The 15731-nt window shown below is 58.5% G+C and carries 15 protein-coding genes; 7 read left to right on the top strand and 8 right to left on the bottom strand.

Features of this window, described 5'->3' with window-relative positions:
• Nucleotides 1–54 precede the first annotated feature (54 nt).
• Together hyi and gcl are read right to left on the bottom strand one after the other, a co-directional pair.
• Nucleotides 55–837: a hydroxypyruvate isomerase gene (hyi, locus tag JH25_RS21695; RefSeq protein ID WP_032877100.1), complete on the bottom strand. Its 783-nt coding sequence runs from the start codon at nt 835–837 to the stop codon at nt 55–57.
• Nucleotides 838–847: 10 nt separating this feature from the next.
• Entirely contained in the window at nt 848–2623 is a 1776-nt protein-coding gene (gene gcl, locus JH25_RS21700; RefSeq protein WP_032877099.1) for a glyoxylate carboligase, read from the bottom strand.
• A 255-nt stretch (nt 2624–2878) separates the two neighbouring features.
• Between gcl and JH25_RS21705 the strand changes: the two genes are divergently transcribed.
• Complete coding sequence (locus JH25_RS21705; protein WP_032877098.1) at nt 2879–3319, top strand: GlcG/HbpS family heme-binding protein; 441 nt, start codon at nt 2879–2881, stop codon at nt 3317–3319.
• A 131-nt stretch (nt 3320–3450) separates the two neighbouring features.
• Here JH25_RS21705 and JH25_RS21710 read toward each other — a convergent pair whose 3' ends face one another.
• Complete coding sequence (locus JH25_RS21710) at nt 3451–3909, bottom strand: REP-associated tyrosine transposase (RefSeq protein ID WP_032877097.1); 459 nt, start codon at nt 3907–3909, stop codon at nt 3451–3453.
• Nucleotides 3910–4112: 203 nt separating this feature from the next.
• A complete protein-coding gene (locus JH25_RS21715) occupies nt 4113–4718 on the bottom strand; it encodes a TetR/AcrR family transcriptional regulator (RefSeq protein ID WP_032881048.1) in 606 nt (201 codons plus the stop codon).
• A 134-nt stretch (nt 4719–4852) separates the two neighbouring features.
• Here JH25_RS21715 and JH25_RS21720 point away from each other — a divergent pair, with 134 nt between their 5' ends.
• Together JH25_RS21720 and JH25_RS21725 are read left to right on the top strand one after the other, a co-directional pair.
• Entirely contained in the window at nt 4853–5767 is a 915-nt protein-coding gene (locus JH25_RS21720; RefSeq protein WP_032877096.1) for a DUF808 domain-containing protein, read from the top strand.
• Nucleotides 5768–5900: 133 nt separating this feature from the next.
• A complete protein-coding gene (locus JH25_RS21725) occupies nt 5901–6275 on the top strand; it encodes a DUF805 domain-containing protein (protein ID WP_081883283.1) in 375 nt (124 codons plus the stop codon).
• 64 nt (nt 6276–6339) lie between these two features.
• Here the strand turns inward: JH25_RS21725 and JH25_RS21730 are convergent, their stop codons facing one another.
• A complete protein-coding gene (locus JH25_RS21730) occupies nt 6340–7128 on the bottom strand; it encodes an MlaA family lipoprotein (RefSeq protein ID WP_032877095.1) in 789 nt (262 codons plus the stop codon).
• A complete protein-coding gene (locus JH25_RS21735) occupies nt 7121–8419 on the bottom strand; it encodes a serine/threonine protein kinase (protein ID WP_032877094.1) in 1299 nt (432 codons plus the stop codon). Before JH25_RS21735 ends, JH25_RS21730 begins: the two co-directional genes overlap by 8 nt.
• A gap of 234 nt (nt 8420–8653) precedes the next feature.
• On the opposite strand from JH25_RS21735, the gene JH25_RS21740 reads away from it, so the two are divergent.
• Nucleotides 8654–9022 (top strand): hypothetical protein, encoded by a 369-nt coding sequence (locus tag JH25_RS21740; protein ID WP_032877093.1) that lies wholly within the window; start codon nt 8654–8656, stop codon nt 9020–9022.
• A 106-nt stretch (nt 9023–9128) separates the two neighbouring features.
• Here the strand turns inward: JH25_RS21740 and JH25_RS21745 are convergent, their stop codons facing one another.
• Nucleotides 9129–10682 carry a glycoside hydrolase family 17 protein gene (locus tag JH25_RS21745; RefSeq protein ID WP_032881046.1) on the bottom strand — a complete coding sequence of 518 codons (1554 nt, stop codon included), beginning with the start codon at nt 10680–10682 and terminating at the stop codon, nt 9129–9131.
• A gap of 333 nt (nt 10683–11015) precedes the next feature.
• Here JH25_RS21745 and JH25_RS21750 point away from each other — a divergent pair, with 333 nt between their 5' ends.
• The 3 genes from JH25_RS21750 to JH25_RS21760 all read left to right on the top strand — a co-directional run bounded on the left by JH25_RS21750 (nt 11016) and on the right by JH25_RS21760 (nt 14092).
• A complete protein-coding gene (locus tag JH25_RS21750; RefSeq protein WP_032877092.1) occupies nt 11016–11867 on the top strand; it encodes a glycine betaine ABC transporter substrate-binding protein in 852 nt (283 codons plus the stop codon).
• A gap of 258 nt (nt 11868–12125) precedes the next feature.
• Nucleotides 12126–12437: a DUF485 domain-containing protein gene (locus JH25_RS21755; protein ID WP_005786564.1), complete on the top strand. Its 312-nt coding sequence runs from the start codon at nt 12126–12128 to the stop codon at nt 12435–12437.
• Complete coding sequence (locus JH25_RS21760; protein WP_005786566.1) at nt 12434–14092, top strand: cation acetate symporter; 1659 nt, start codon at nt 12434–12436, stop codon at nt 14090–14092. The genes JH25_RS21755 and JH25_RS21760 overlap by 4 nt, the downstream gene beginning before the upstream one ends.
• Before the next feature lie 237 nt (nt 14093–14329).
• Here the strand turns inward: JH25_RS21760 and gltA are convergent, their stop codons facing one another.
• Nucleotides 14330–15619 (bottom strand): citrate synthase, encoded by a 1290-nt coding sequence (gltA, locus tag JH25_RS21765; RefSeq protein ID WP_005786568.1) that lies wholly within the window; start codon nt 15617–15619, stop codon nt 14330–14332.
• Between the last annotated feature and the right edge of the window lie 112 nt (nt 15620–15731).

Raw genomic sequence — 15731 nt, 5'->3', positions numbered from 1 at the left:
GTGTTTGCATCGCAGGCAAGCCAGCTCCCACATTGTTTTATGTTGTGTCAGTTGTCAGATGGCGTTATGGGTCTTGAGCCAACCCAAACCCGCCTCGGTCGTGGTCAACGGCTTGTACTCACAGCCGACCCAACCTGCGTAACCAATGCGGTCCAGATGCTCGAACAGGAAGCGGTAGTTGATCTCACCGGTACCTGGCTCGTTGCGCCCCGGGTTGTCCGCCAGCTGGATATGGTTGATCTCACCCAGGTGCGTTTGCATGGTCCGCGCCAGGTCGCCTTCCATGATTTGCATGTGGTAGATGTCGTATTGCAGGAACAGGTTGGCGCTGCCCACTTGCTCGCGAATCGACAGAGCCTGCGCCGTGTTGTTGAGGTAGAAGCCCGGAATGTCGCGGGTGTTGATCATCTCCATCACCAGCTTGATACCCGCCGCCTGCAGCTTCTCGGCGGCGTACTTGAGGTTGGCGACGAAGGTTTTTTCCACGGTCTCGTCATCGACGCCTTGTGGCCGGATACCTGCCAGGCAGTTGACCTGGGTGTTGCCCAATACCTGGGCATAGGCGATGGCCAGCTTGACCCCGGCGCGGAATTCCTCGACCCGGTCCGGGTGGCAGGCCAGGCCGCGCTCGCCCTTGGCCCAATCACCGGCCGGCAGGTTGAACAGCACCTGGGTCAGGCCGTTGGCATCGAGCTGTGCCTTGATATCGGCAGAGCTGAATTCGTACGGGAACAGGTATTCCACACCTTCGAAGCCGGCATCGGCGGCTGCCTTGAAGCGAGCAAGGAAGTCCTGTTCGGTAAACAGCATGGACAGGTTGGCGGCAAAGCGCGGCATAGGGTTCTCCTTAATCGAGCAGGGAAATGGCAGTCGGCGCATCGTTGCCGACCAGGGCCAGGTCTTCGAATTCGTTGACGGCGTTGATCTCGGTGCCCATGGAAATATTGGTCACTCGCTCCAGAATAATCTCAACGATCACCGGCACTTTGAATTCTTCGATCATTTCCTGAGCCTTGCGCAGGGCCGGTTGGATCTGGCCCGGCTCGAACACACGCAGCGCCTTGCAGCCCAGGCCCTCGGCGACGGCCACATGATCGACGCCATAACCGTTGAGTTCCGGGGCGTTGAGGTTGTCGAAAGACAGCTGCACGCAGTAGTCCATTTCAAAGCCGCGCTGGGCCTGGCGGATCAGCCCCAGGTAAGAGTTGTTCACCACCACGTGGATGTACGGCAGCTTGAACTGCGCGCCCACCGCCAGTTCTTCGATCATGAACTGGAAGTCGTAGTCGCCTGACAGCGCCACCACCTTGCGGCTCGGGTCGGCCTTGACCACGCCGAGTGCCGCCGGAATGGTCCAGCCCAGCGGGCCCGCCTGGCCGCAGTTGATCCAGTGGCGTGGCTTGTACACATGTAAAAATTGCGCGCCGGCAATCTGCGACAGGCCGATGGTGCTGACGTAGCAGGTGTCTTTGCCGAACACCTGGTTCATCTCTTCGTACACGCGTTGCGGCTTGACCGGCACGTTGTCGAAGTGCGTCTTGCGGTGCAGCGTGGCTTTGCGTTGCTGGCAGTCATGCAACCAGGCGCTGCGATCCTTGAGCTTGCCGGCGGCTTTCCATTCGCGGGCGACTTCAATGAACATCGTCAGCGCGGAACCGGCGTCGGAGACGATACCCAGGTCCGGGGTGAACACGCGGCCAATCTGCGTCGGCTCGATGTCAACGTGAATGAATCTGCGCCCTTCGGTGTACACCTCCACCGAGCCGGTGTGACGGTTGGCCCAGCGGTTGCCGATACCCAGCACCACGTCCGACTTGAGCATCGTCGCGTTGCCATAACGGTGGGACGTCTGCAGGCCGACCATGCCTACCATCAGCGGGTGGTCATCGGGAATGGTGCCCCAGCCCATCAGGGTCGGAATCACCGGGATGCCGGTCAACTCAGCGAACTCCACCAGCAACTCGCTGGCGTCGGCGTTGATCACGCCACCACCGCTCACCAGCAATGGGCGTTCAGCCTGGTCCAGCATCGCCAGGGCTTTCTCGACCTGAATGCGAGTGGCCAACGGCTTGGCCAGGGGCAGTGGCTGGTAGGCGTCGATGTCGAATTCGATCTCGGCCATTTGTACGTCGAACGGCAAGTCGATCAGTACCGGGCCTGGGCGCCCGGAACGCATTTCATAGAAAGCCTTCTGGAACGCGTAGGGCACCTGGCCGGGTTCGAGCACGGTGGTGGCCCACTTGGTCACGGGCTTGACGATGCTGGTGATATCGACGGCCTGGAAGTCTTCCTTGTGCATCCGTGCACGTGGCGCTTGCCCGGTGATGCACAGGATCGGAATCGAGTCGGCCGAGGCGCTGTACAGGCCGGTGACCATGTCAGTGCCCGCCGGGCCCGAAGTGCCGATGCACACGCCGATATTGCCGGCCTTGGTGCGGGTATAGCCCTCGGCCATGTGCGAGGCGCCTTCAACGTGGCGAGCAAGGACGTGATCGATGCCACCCACCTTCTGCAAGGCTGAATACAGCGGGTTGATCGCGGCGCCCGGGATACCGAAGGCGGTATCCACACCTTCACGGCGCATCACCAGGACAGCGGCTTCGATTGCTCTCATTTTGCTCATGGTTTTGGTGCCTCTTGCGTTTTGTAATTGTATACAAGTGGTGTTTGTCCAAAGTGTATTCACGGCGGACGGCGCAGGTCAATGCATTTTATGAAACGGCCTTTGCGTTCGTCGGAACGGCTTTTTTCGACGTATGGAGCATTTGTTTGAAAATATTGTATACAAAAACAAATGTCATTGTGTTCTATTTATTCGATCGAGCATCTGATCAAACAGAACTCCACCGCTTTCCAATAACAAAAGAAGGACGGCACCATGAGCGCTTTAACCTTGAAACTCGCCACCCAGTTGGCCGGCCATGCTATCGCCGCAGGCCGCACGATTTCTGCAGCGCCGCTGACCATCGCGGTACTCGATAGCGGGGGGCACTTGATTACCTTGCAGCGCGAAGACGGCGCCAGCCTGCTGCGCCCGCAAATCGCCATCGGCAAGGCCTGGGGGGCGATTGCCTTGGGCAAGGGCTCACGTTTACTGGCACTGGATGCGCAGCAGCGGCCGGCGTTTATCGCAGCGTTGAACAGCCTGGGGCAGGGCAGTGTGGTGCCGGCGCCGGGCGGGGTGTTGATACGGGATCAGTCGGGGGTGGTGTTGGGGGCGATTGGAATCACCGGGGATACGTCGGATATTGACGAGCAGTGTGCGATCACGGCGATTGAGGGGGTGGGGTTGATGGCGGATGCGGGGGTGTCGGCTTGAGTCGTTCTGACTGTGAGTAAGCTATCGCAGGCAAGCCAGCTCCCACATTGACGGTGTTCACAGATCTAACTGTGTGAGCCCACTCAGTGTGGGAGTTGGCTTGCCTGCGATGCAGTCGACTCGGTCTACAGTCAAACCCAAATGGCATCCCATAGCGGATAGTCGCCAAATTTCTTTACCAGCCCGGCCCTGAGTGGATTGGCTACGATGTAACGTGCAATCCCCTCAAGGCTTTCCTCTCGACGCACGGCATGATCATGAAAGCCCGGCTGCCAGAGGCGACCTTGGCGGCCCGCCACCGCATTCACCACTCGGGTGCTCTTGGATTTAACTTGGCGCATCAAGTCGGCAAGCGAACCTTTCTCCAGAGAAACAAGCCAATGGAAATGATCAGGCATCACTACCCAGGCCAATGATGTTGCGAGCCCTTTATATTGAGCGATCCTGAATTGTTGTACGACCAGGCGGCCGAGTTTGAAGTCGCTGAAGATGGGCTCGCGTTCAAGGGTGTTGGTGGTGAGCAGGTAAATGCGGTTGGATTCGTTATAGCGTCCGATGCGCAGGCGATTTGAAGCAGGGAGATCGGGCATTCCTTGGCCTCTCTTCAGATGGTGTTCTGAGAGGCTAGACTGAGGGGCGAAGGCTGATCGGCAGGCTTTTAGCAGGATGTGTCTGGATGGGCGCTATCGCGGGCAAGCCCGCTCCCACAGGGGATTGTGACCACTTTACATTTTGTGTTCGGCGCAAATTCGTGTGGGAGCTGGCTTGCCTGCGATAGCCTCGCCGCGGTCTATCAATCCGGCTCACACCCCTTGAGCACCAGCCGGATAATCGTCTGCGCCGCCGCCTCATAATCGGCTTCATCCAACTTGGCCTTGCCGGTAACGGCTGAGATCTGCCAGTCAAAGTCCGCATAGGTCTGGGTCGCCGCCCAGATGCTGAACATCAGGTGATTAGGGTCGATAGCCGCAATCAACCCACGATCCACCCAGTTCTGGATGCAATCGATATTGTGCTTGGCCTGGGCATTGAGCTGTTCAACCTGCTCGGCGCTCAGGTGTGGGGCGCCGTGCATGATTTCGCTGGCGAACACCTTGGAGGCGAACGGCAGGTCGCGGGAGATGCGAATTTTGGAGCGGATGTAGTTGCTCAATACTTCCTTGGGCTCCCCTTCGGGGTTGAACGGCGTGGAAGCGGCCAGGATCGGCTCGATAATGCTTTCGAGCACCTCGCGGTAGAGGTTGTCCTTGGACTTGAAGTAGTAATAGACGTTGGGCTTGGGCAGCCCGGCCTTGGCGGCGATGTCGCTGGTTTTGGTCGCGGCGAAGCCCTTGTCGGCAAACTCCTCGCTCGCCGCCCGCAGGATTTTTTCTTTGTTGCGCTCGCGAATGCTGCTCATAAACCAGACGTTTCCTTGCCATGACAGGCGGTTGCGCATGGTAGCACCGGCCATCAGCAGGCCTCAACAATCTGGCCGCAAGGCCGTACGCCGGGCTATGCTCGCGTCATCTCTCTCTAACGGAAGTCCGGTTCATGGCAGGAAGCAGCTTATTGGTGTTGATCGACGATATCGCGGCGGTACTCGATGACGTCGCGCTGATGACAAAAATGGCCGCCAAGAAGACATCGGGCGTGCTGGGCGATGACCTTGCACTGAACGCCCAGCAGGTCTCCGGCGTGCGCGCCGAGCGGGAAATCCCGGTGGTGTGGGCGGTGGCCAAGGGCTCGTTTATCAACAAGTTGATCCTGGTGCCTACCGCGTTACTGATCAGCGCCTTCGCTCCCTGGGCCGTGACCCCCTTATTGATGCTGGGCGGCGCTTACCTGTGTTTCGAGGGCTTCGAAAAACTCGCCCACAAATTCCTGCACAGCAAGGCTGAAGATCAAGCCGAACACGCGCAGTTGGCTGAAGCGGTGGCCGACCCGGCAACCGATCTGGTGGCGTTCGAGAAAGACAAGATAAAGGGCGCGATCCGTACCGACTTCATTCTGTCGGCCGAAATCATTGCCATCACCCTCGGCATCGTCGCCGACGCGCAGCTCACGCAACAGGTGATTGTGCTATCGGGTATCGCCATTGTCATGACCATCGGCGTATATGGATTGGTGGCCGGTATCGTCAAGCTCGACGACCTGGGGCTGTGGCTGACGCAGAAGCCGGGTCAGGTGGCGCGCAGTATTGGCGGCGCGATCCTGAGTGCGGCCCCCTACATGATGAAGAGCCTGTCAGTGATCGGCACGGCGGCGATGTTCATGGTCGGTGGCGGCATCCTCACCCATGGCGTGCCTGTGGTGCATCATTGGATCGAAACGGTAAGCCAAAGCACGGGGGCGCTGGCATGGTTGATGCCGACGTTGCTCAATGCGCTGGCGGGGATCGTTGCAGGGGCTTTGGTGCTGATCGTTGTCCAAGCAGTCGGCAAGGTATGGCGAACAGCTAAGCGCTGATTAGTTCGCATTGATTGCAAATCGAAACGCTGTTTAAGTTTAATCCTACAGCCCGGTTTTCCATGCATTTATAGGATGCATCGCGCTTCTTCATGTGAAGTGGCGCGAAAAATGGATCGATAAGGGGTTAAGGATGAACTGGTGTTTTCAAGCGATAAAAAACTATGCCAAGTTCAGTGGGCGAGCCTGTAGAAGGGAATATTGGGCGTTTGTAGTGATGGACATAATGCTGATTTGGGGCTCTATATTGATAGCGTACTTGGCGGAGGTTCTCTCGAGTCCGTGGTTTATCGTTCCATTTGGGTTTTACGTCTTGTTCATGATCCCACCTGCGGTGTCAGTGACATTTCGCAGGCTTCATGATGTGAACATTACTGGGGCGTATGCGCTTTGGTTTTTGATACCGGTCGTTGGTTTCATAATGGTGTCCGTCCGCCTGTTCACCCAAGGCGATAAGGGGGAGAACGATTATGGCTTGCCTCCTAATAGAAAATTTCTATCTGAGTAAGCGAGTAAAATCAATGCAATAAAAAAGGCCATTCAATCGAATGGCCTTTTTTTGTCGCTGCTGTTTATTCGGCGATCTGCAACTTGCGCGATTCGGTGTAGATATACCGCACCTTCTCATACTCGAACGGCGAGTTCATCTGGCCGTAGCGGAAGCTGGTCTGGTAGCGCTTATCGACGGCGCGCAGGGCCCAGACTTCCGGGTGGTTGGAGCTGACTTCGGACACGTTGAGGAAGTTGATCTGCGATTCTGCCGTGTAGTCCACCAGCAAGCCGGTGGTATCACGCAGGTTCGACGGGCCAAAGATCGGCAACACCACATAGGCACCGCCCGGTACGCCGTAGAAGCCCAGGGTCTGGCCGAAGTCTTCACTCTGGCGTGGCAGGCCCATGGCCGTGGCCGGGTCCCACAGGCCGGCGACGCCGATGGTGGTGTTGACCAGCAGGCGCCCGGTGGTTTCCAGGGAGCGATGGCCCTTGAGTTGCAACAGGCTGTTCAACAGATTGGGCACATCGCCCAGGTTGTTGAAGAAGTTGCTCACACCGGTGCGCAGGAAGCTCGGCGTGACGTAGCGGTAGCCATTGACCACCGGCAGGAACACCCATTGGTCGAAGCGGTAGTTGAAGTGGTAAACGCGGCGGTTCCACGACTCCAGCGGGTCGTAGACGTTGAGCGCGGTAAGCGTGGAACGCTCGAATTCACGCTGGTCCAGGCCCGGGTTGAACTTGAGCTTGGTCAGCGGCTCCTTGAAGCCGTCGGCATCGACCTTGATGGGCTCTTGAGCCTTGCTGTTGTCGGCATTGGCCACGCCTGCGCACATCAGTGCGGCGAGCAGCAGAAGATATTTAGCCACGGAAGAACTCCAGCATGGCGTCGGCGTTGACGCGGTAATTGAGGTTGCCGCAGTGGCCGCCCAGCGGGTAGACGGTCAAGCGATCGCCGAAGGTTTTACGCAGGAAACCCAGATCGCCAGGGCCGAGGATCACGTCATCGGCGTTATGCATTACGGCGATTTTCGGGCTGTCGCGCAGGTAGTCCTTGAGGGCGTACAGGCTGACCTGATCGATCAGTTGCAGCAGGCTGCCGCCGTCGGAGCGGGCGCGCCACATCGGGATCACTTGCTCGGTGAGGTAGCAGTCGAAGTCGCATTGCAGGGCACGCTTGAGGAACGGCGTGAGGCTGGTGCCTTCGGTGATCGGGTATTTAGGCGGAATGATCAGGCCACGGCGGTTGATCAGGTCCGAGGTAAAGGCAATGTCGGCAGCCGAGAAGCGGAACGAGGTGCCGATCAACATGGCCATCTGTTCGTTGCTCAGGTGCTGCTTGGACTGCTGGAAGTCATAGAGCAGCGCATCGTTGAGGTCGATGTAGCCTTTTTGCTGGAAGTAGCGGGTCAGTTTGCTCAACACCAGTTCATAGAAAGTGGTGGTGTTGTTGATGCCCTTGACCTCGGTCTGTACCAGCTTGTCGAGGTTGGTGATCGAGGTGTAGAGGTTGACCGGCGGGTTGAGCAGCAGCACTTTCTTGAAATTGAAGGTGCGGCGCGTCTCATCGAGCTTGCTGACGAACGCCGCATCCAGCGCCCCCAGGCTATAGCCGGTGAGGTAGAAGTCGGTGACCGGCAGCGAGGCGTTCTGCGCGCGCACGGCTTGCATCACGCGGTACATGTCTTCGGCGTCTTCCTGGGTGATACCCGGGGTGGCGAAGCGCGAGGCAGCGCTGATGAAGTCGAAGCTGGTGGGCGATGACAACTGCACCACGTGGTAGCCGGCCTGGTAATACAGCTTCTTCAGGTATTCGTTGATGCTGCTGTCGAACCGCGCACCGGTGCCCGCGATCAGGAAGATCAGCGGCGCGGCGCGGTCCTGCTTGGCGATGCGATAGGTGAGCTTCTTCACTGCCCAGAAGTTATCGGGCAGGCTGAACTCACGCTCGGGGCGCATATTCAGGGTGTAATCGGATTGGTTGATCTCATCATCGGTCGGCAAGGTTGGCCGAAGGTCGGGAGGCGTGGTGGCGATGGTCGCTTCGAACGGGTTGGTCAAAGGGTAGCCATAGCTGGCCTGGTCGATATCGACGGCCAGTGCTGACGCACTCAAAAATAGGCTGCCCAGCAAGGCAGCACAGCGCAAGGAACGGAGCATGACTTAATCCCTAAGAGGAAACGTGCTGAATGAAATTCGCAGGCTATGACCACCGCGTTGCCACCGAAGTGCCAGGCAGCGGCACGAAAAGTCGGAAAAAACGTCGGAATCGGGGTAATAGTAGCCAGACGATACACTTTGCCATGCATTGTTGAACAGATATCTGCGCGAACACCTTGCTAACGGCCGCGGTGGGATTAAGCTGAGCGCCGTTTTTGCCTATCGGAGTGCCCCATGTCCCGCCGCTTGCCGTTGATTTTGCTGCTTGTTGCTCTGCCGTTATGGCTGGCTGCCAGTTATGCCGCACGTTATGGCTTTATGGAGGATGGGCAGTGGGTTGGCCTCTGCGCAGAGGAGGCCAGCCGCTGGGAGTGCCAGGTGCGTGCGAACCTTGGGTTGATGATTCACTTCAAGGTGCTGGGCTGGGCGGCGTTGATCACCTCGGTGTTGGGCTTTTTTGTACCGGGGCGTGCGGGATGGGCGTTGGCAGTAGTGGGGTTGGTGTTCGGGTTGCCGGCACTGGAGTTGTACAACACGACGTTTGCGGTGTTTGCGGTGGTGATTGCGGGATTGCGGTTGGTCAGGAAGCCTGGCTGCGCCTGATGTGGCCTCATCGCAGGCAAGCCAGCTCCCACAGTTGATTGGGTTCACACATTTCTATCTGTGAGCACGGTCAAATGTGGGAGCTGGCTTGCCTGCGATAGCGATCTTAAGCCTTGCGCACTCGCAAGCAACGCCACAAAGCCGCAACCATCAGCACGCTGACCACAGCCCAACCCCAGGCCTGCTGATTCAACAGCCCTTCGCGGTACAACTGCGGCGCAATGCCGGCACCGATAATGAAGGCCAGCAGCGCAATCTCCCGACGCGGCCCGGTCACCGGGCGCACCAGGTACACCAGGGCTGGCAGCACCAGCGCCGCGCTTGGAAAGCTGCGATAACGCGGGTCAAACACCAGCGCCAGCATCATCACCGCCCCCGCAAACCCGGCAATCGCCACCAGCCAGCCAGCGCGTTGCTCCAGCCAGTTGAATGCACGCTCGCGCCAGCCGTCACGGGCGCTGAGGGCCAGGGCGGCGTGGGCCAGCACCAACAGGTTCAAGACCACCAGCAAGCCTGCCCATACCCATTCATCGCTGAAACGCGCAGTGACGCGGGTCAGTTCGGCCCAGGTGCCGATGGAGCAGGCAGCAACCGCACCGAGCAGTGGCAGGAGCACCGCGGAGCGCTTGCTGCGAATGCGGCCACCGAGCGCCAGGGTACCGAGCAGAATCACGGCGCCTACGCCCAGCCACAACGACCAGTACGGCACATTGGTCACCGGCCCTGCGAGGATGCCCTTGTCCTGGCGGTCTGCATCGAACAGCCCCCAATACCCGCCCACTGCGCCTTCACTTGCACGTTTCCATGGCTGGTCAAACGCTTCGATCAGGTTGTAGCGCCAGCCATTGGCTTCGGCCATGGCGACAAAGCCGCGCATGAACCTGGCTTCATTCACCCGGCTTGGCACGGCAGTCTCGCGCTGACGGCCTTCGCTGGGCCAACCGGTCTCGCCGATCACGATGTCCTTGGGCGCGAACTTGTGGCCGAAGGTCTGGCGTACATCGCCTACATGCTTGAGCGCCTGGTCGATGCCGGACGGCTCATCTTCCCAGTACGGCAGCAGGTGAATGGTCAGGAAGTCCACCGCCGGCTCGATTTCCGGGTGTTGCAGCCAGAACTCCCACACATCGGCATAGGTGACCGGTTGCTTGATCTGGCTTTTGACCTGATGGATCAGCGCCACCAGTTGCTTGGCCGTGACTTCCTTGCGCAGCAGCGCCTCGTTGCCGACGATCACCGAAGTGACGACATCGGGATTGGTGTTGGCCGCCGCGATCAGTTCGTTGATTTCTTTCTGGGTCGCCACCGGATCACTGCTGACCCAGGCGCCGGCCATGACCTTTAAACCATGCTTGCGCGCCATGTCCGGCAAGGCTTCCAGGCCGGTCATGGAGTAGGTGCGGATGCATTCAAAGCGTGTGGCCAGCAAGGCCAGGTCGGCATCCATGCGTTCGGGACGCAGCTTGAATGGCTGGTCAAACGGCGACTGGTCCTTGTCGAAGGGCGTGTAGGACGCACACTGCAACTTATGACTGGCGCTCGCCACATCCGGCAGCACTACCGGCCGGCCGAGGCCATACCAGTAGCCGGCGAGGGCAAGCACACCAAGGATCAAGGCAAGAAAATAGGGCAGGGCAGGAAAGCGGGCAGTCGCGGGCATGGTCGGCTTATCTGGGGGAGCAAAGGCGCGCATCTTACCCGGATTTGGCGCGTGCCAGTGCGGCTGCATAATTTTGATATGCAAACTTCGGGCGGGATTCTGAAGATAACTCCTACAAAACGTCCTGCTGGCGATGTGATGTCGTTTCTTGCTCAACCAAGGTCGCCCACAGAGCAGGGCAAAGGCCTACGCAGGTTGATGATAAAACTGTCAGTACTCCACTGATGCCTCAGCAACCGGATCGATGCGCGTGAAGGGGGCGCGGTGCACCGCATAACAACAGGTTGATGTCGCTCGGCATCCGTCGGGCGCAGCACTTTCGGGGAAGTACATATGAAGATGCGACGACTCTTGGGCGCAGCTGCCACGCTGGTAGTTGCGATGGGCTCCACACTGGTCAGTGCCGACAGCAAAACCCTGAGCATCGGTTACGTGGACGGTTGGTCCGACAGCGTTGCCACGACCCATGTGGCGGCGGAAGTGATCAAGCAAAAGCTCGGTTATGACGTGAAACTGCAAGCGGTCGCCACGGGGATCATGTGGCAGGGCGTCGCCACCGGCAAGCTCGATGCCATGCTGTCTGCCTGGCTGCCGGTGACCCATGGTGAATACTGGACCAAGAACAAGGACAAGGTGGTCGACTACGGCCCCAACTTCAAGGATGCAAAAATTGGCTTGATCGTACCGGAGTACGTCAAGGCCAAATCCATCGAAGACCTCAAGACCGACACCACCTTCAAAAACAAGATCGTCGGCATCGACGCCGGTTCAGGCGTGATGCTCAAGACCGACGACGCCATCAAGCAATACGGCCTGGACTACAAACTGCAAGCCAGCTCGGGCGCGGCGATGATCGCTGAACTGACACGTGCCGAAGACAAGCAGGAATCCATTGCGGTAACCGGTTGGGTGCCCCATTGGATGTTCGCCAAGTGGAAACTGCGTTTCCTGGACGACCCAAAAGGGATTTATGGTGCTGCTGAAACCGTCAACAGCATCGGCAGCAAGGGCCTGGAAAAGAAAGCGCCGGAAGTGGCAGCTTTCCTGAAAAAATTCCAGTGGGCCTCCAAGGACGAAATCGGTGAAGTCATGCTCGCTATCCAGGAAGGCGCCAAACCAGACGCCGCGGCCAAGGATTGGGTGGCCAAGCACCCTGAGCGCGTCGCTGAGTGGACCGCTAAATAAAAGCCACTGATGCACCCCTGTGGGAGGGGGCTTGCTCCCGATAGCGGTAGGTCAGCCACAGATTTTTTGACTGGCACACCGCTATCGGGAGCAAGCCCCCTCCCACATTGGTTTCGCACCGCCTCAAATCTTCCTGCGCTTTGGCCATCCCTCGCTACACTCGATCTACTACTAAGGTCGTCTGGAACCTCTTCCGCAGCCGCATACAGTGGATATGTTCCAAAATAATAAAAAAGCTGTGCTGCGAGGATAAAAACAATGAACGACAGCATTTACCTCTCGATTCAAAACAGCCCGCGTTTCAAGGAGCTGGTCAGGAAAAGGGAAAGATTCGCCTGGATTCTCTCGGCGATCATGCTAGGGCTTTACTCCGCTTTCATCCTGTTGATTGCCTACGGGCCACAAATACTGGGGGCCAAGATCAGCCCCGGTTCCTCGATTACCTGGGGCATTCCCCTGGGCGTCGGGCTGATTGTGTCTGCCTTCATTCTCACTGGCATCTACGTACGCCGGGCCAACGGCGAATTTGACGACCTGAACAATGCGATTCTCAAGGAGGCTGCGCAATGATCCGGCGTCTATTGGCTATATTCGGCGCTTCGCTGTTTGCTCCGGCCGTCTGGGCGGCGGACGCATTGACCGGTGAAGTGCACAAGCAACCGCTGAACGTCTCGGCCATCGTGATGTTCGTCGCGTTTGTCGGCGCCACCCTGTGCATCACGTATTGGGCGTCCAAGCGCAACAAGTCGGCGGCTGACTACTATGCGGCAGGCGGCAAGATCACCGGTTTCCAGAATGGCTTGGCGATTGCCGGTGACTACATGTCGGCCGCGTCCTTCCTGGGGATTTCCGCGCTGGTTTTCACTTCCGGCTACGATGGCCTGATCTACTCGATCGGCTTTCTGGTGGGCTGGCCGATCATTCTGTTCCTGATCGCCGAGCGCCTGCGTAACCTTGGCAAGTACACCTTTGCCGACGTGGCGTCCTATCGCCTGGGGCAAACTCAGATCCGCAGCCTGTCGGCCTGTGGCTCGCTGGTGGTGGTGGCGTTCTACCTGATCGCGCAGATGGTTGGCGCGGGCAAGTTGATCCAGCTGCTGTTTGGTCTGGATTACCATGTGGCGGTGATCCTGGTCGGCATCCTGATGTGCCTGTACGTGTTGTTCGGCGGCATGTTGGCGACCACCTGGGTGCAGATCATCAAGGCAGTGCTGCTGCTCTCCGGTGCTTCGTTCATGGCGCTGATGGTGATGAAGCACGTCAACTTCGACTTCAACACGTTGTTTGCCGAGGCGATCAAGGTTCACCCTAAAGGTGAAGCGATCATGAGCCCGGGTGGGCTGGTGAAAGACCCGATCTCGGCATTCTCCCTTGGCCTGGCCCTGATGTTCGGTACCGCCGGCCTGCCGCACATCCTGATGCGCTTCTTCACGGTGAGCGATGCCAAGGAAGCACGTAAAAGCGTGCTGTATGCGACCGGCTTCATTGGTTACTTCTACATCCTGACGTTCATCATCGGCTTTGGCGCGATTCTGCTGGTCAGCACCAACCCGGCGTTCAAGGATGCAGCAGGCGCCTTGCTTGGCGGTAACAACATGGCGGCGGTGCACCTGGCCAACGCGGTGGGCGGCAGTATCTTCCTGGGCTTCATCTCGGCCGTGGCCTTCGCCACCATTCTTGCAGTGGTTGCCGGCTTGACGCTGGCCGGCGCTTCGGCGGTGTCCCATGACCTGTATGCCAGCGTGATCAAGAAAGGCAAGGCCAACGAGAAGGATGAAATTCGCGTATCGAAGATCACCACTATCGCCCTGGCGGTGCTGGCGATTGGCTTGGGCATCCTGTTCGAAAGCCAGAACATTGCGTTCATGGTCGGCCTGGCGTTCTCGATTGCCGCCAGCTGTAACTTCCCGGTGTTGCTGCTTTCCATGTACTGGAAAAATCTCACCACCCGTGGCGCCATGATCGGCGGCTGGCTGGGCTTGATCAGTGCCGTGGGCCTGATGATCCTCGGCCCGACCATCTGGGTGTCGATCCTGCACCATGAAAAAGCCATCTTCCCGTACGAGTATCCGGCGCTGTTCTCGATGATCATTGCGTTCATCGGCATCTGGTTCTTCTCCATCACCGACAAATCGGCGGCGGCAGAGAAAGAGCGTGCGCTGTATTTCCCGCAGTTTGTGCGTTCGCAGACTGGCCTGGGGGCGAGTGGGGCGGTTAATCACTAAGTCGTCAGATGCATAAGAGATACTTCGGTCGCAAGGCCGGGGTATTTTTTTGCCTGGGTCTTTTGTGTTGCCTGGGCTGGCCTCATCGCGGGCAAGCCCGGCTCCCACAGGTTGACTGTGTGAACCCGATCGACTGTGGGAGCTGGCTTGCCTGCGATGGCGGTAGATCAGGCCACACAAACAAAAACGGCCTCCGCTAAGGGAGGCCGTTCTCATTACAAGCAAACCGCTAAGTGCTTACTTGCGATCTTCCAGCTTGGTAATGTCACGCGACTCGTAGCCGGTGTACAGCTGGCGCGGACGGCCAATCTTGTACGGGCTGGAGAGCATTTCCTTCCAGTGGGAAATCCAGCCCACGGTCCGCGCCAGGGCGAAGATCACGGTGAACATGCTGGTTGGAATGCCGATCGCCTTGAGGATGATCCCCGAGTAGAAGTCGACGTTCGGGTACAGCGAGCGCTCGATGAAGTACGGGTCGGTCAGGGCGATCTCTTCCAGGCGCATGGCCAGTTCGAGTTGCGGATCGTTCTTGATGCCCAGTTCCTTCAGCACTTCGTCGCAGGTCTGCTTCATGACGGTCGCGCGAGGGTCGCGGTTCTTGTAGACCCGGTGACCGAAGCCCATCAGCTTGAATGGATCGTTCTTGTCCTTGGCCTTGGCGATGAACGTGTCGATGTTGGATACATCGCCGATTTCATCGAGCATGGTCAATACGGCTTCGTTCGCACCGCCGTGGGCAGGGCCCCACAGTGCGGCGATACCGGCGGCGATACAGGCAAACGGGTTGGCACCCGAAGAGCCGGCCAGGCGGACGGTAGAAGTGGAGGCGTTTTGTTCATGGTCGGCGTGGAGGATGAAGATCCGGTCCATTGCCTTGGCCAGCACCGGGCTGATCGGTTTGATCTCGCACGGGGTGTTGAACATCATGTGCAGGAAGTTTTCCGCGTACGTCAGATCGTTGCGCGGGTACATCATGGGCTGGCCCATGGAGTACTTGTAAACCATTGCGGCCAGGGTCGGCATCTTGGCAACCAGGCGGATCGCGGAAATTTCGCGATGCTCGGCGTTATTGATGTCCAGGGAGTCATGATAGAAGGCCGACAGGGCACCGACCACGCCGCACATGACGGCCATCGGGTGGGCGTCGCGACGAAAGCCGTTGAAGAAGGTCTTCAACTGCTCGTGAACCATGGTGTGGTTCTTCACGGTGCTGACGAACTGGGCCTTTTGCTCGGCTGTTGGCAATTCGCCATTTAGCAGCAGGTAGCAGGTTTCCAGGTAGTCCGACTTTTCAGCCAGTTGTTCGATCGGGTAGCCGCGATGAAGCAGAATGCCATTGTCACCATCGATATAGGTGATCTTCGACTCGCAGGAAGCGGTCGACATGAAGCCTGGGTCGAAAGTAAAACGGCCCGTGGCCGTCAGGCCCCGTACGTCGATAACATCGGGACCAACGGTGCCGGTTAAAATGGGCAGCTCGACGGGGGCTGCGCCCTCGATGATCAACTGCGCTTTTTTGTCAGCCATGTGGCCTCCTATTTATGCTTCAAATCATCAGACAGACCCCCCACGCAGGGCCCGCACCACTATATTGATATAAATCCAGATGTCAATTTGCCTAAAGTCTTGCGCCAGAAGG

This window comes from Pseudomonas sp. BRG-100 (assembly GCF_000737955.1).
Classification (GTDB): Bacteria; Pseudomonadota; Gammaproteobacteria; order Pseudomonadales; family Pseudomonadaceae; genus Aquipseudomonas; species Aquipseudomonas synxantha_A.
This window is presented reverse-complemented; position numbering and strand designations above follow the sequence as displayed.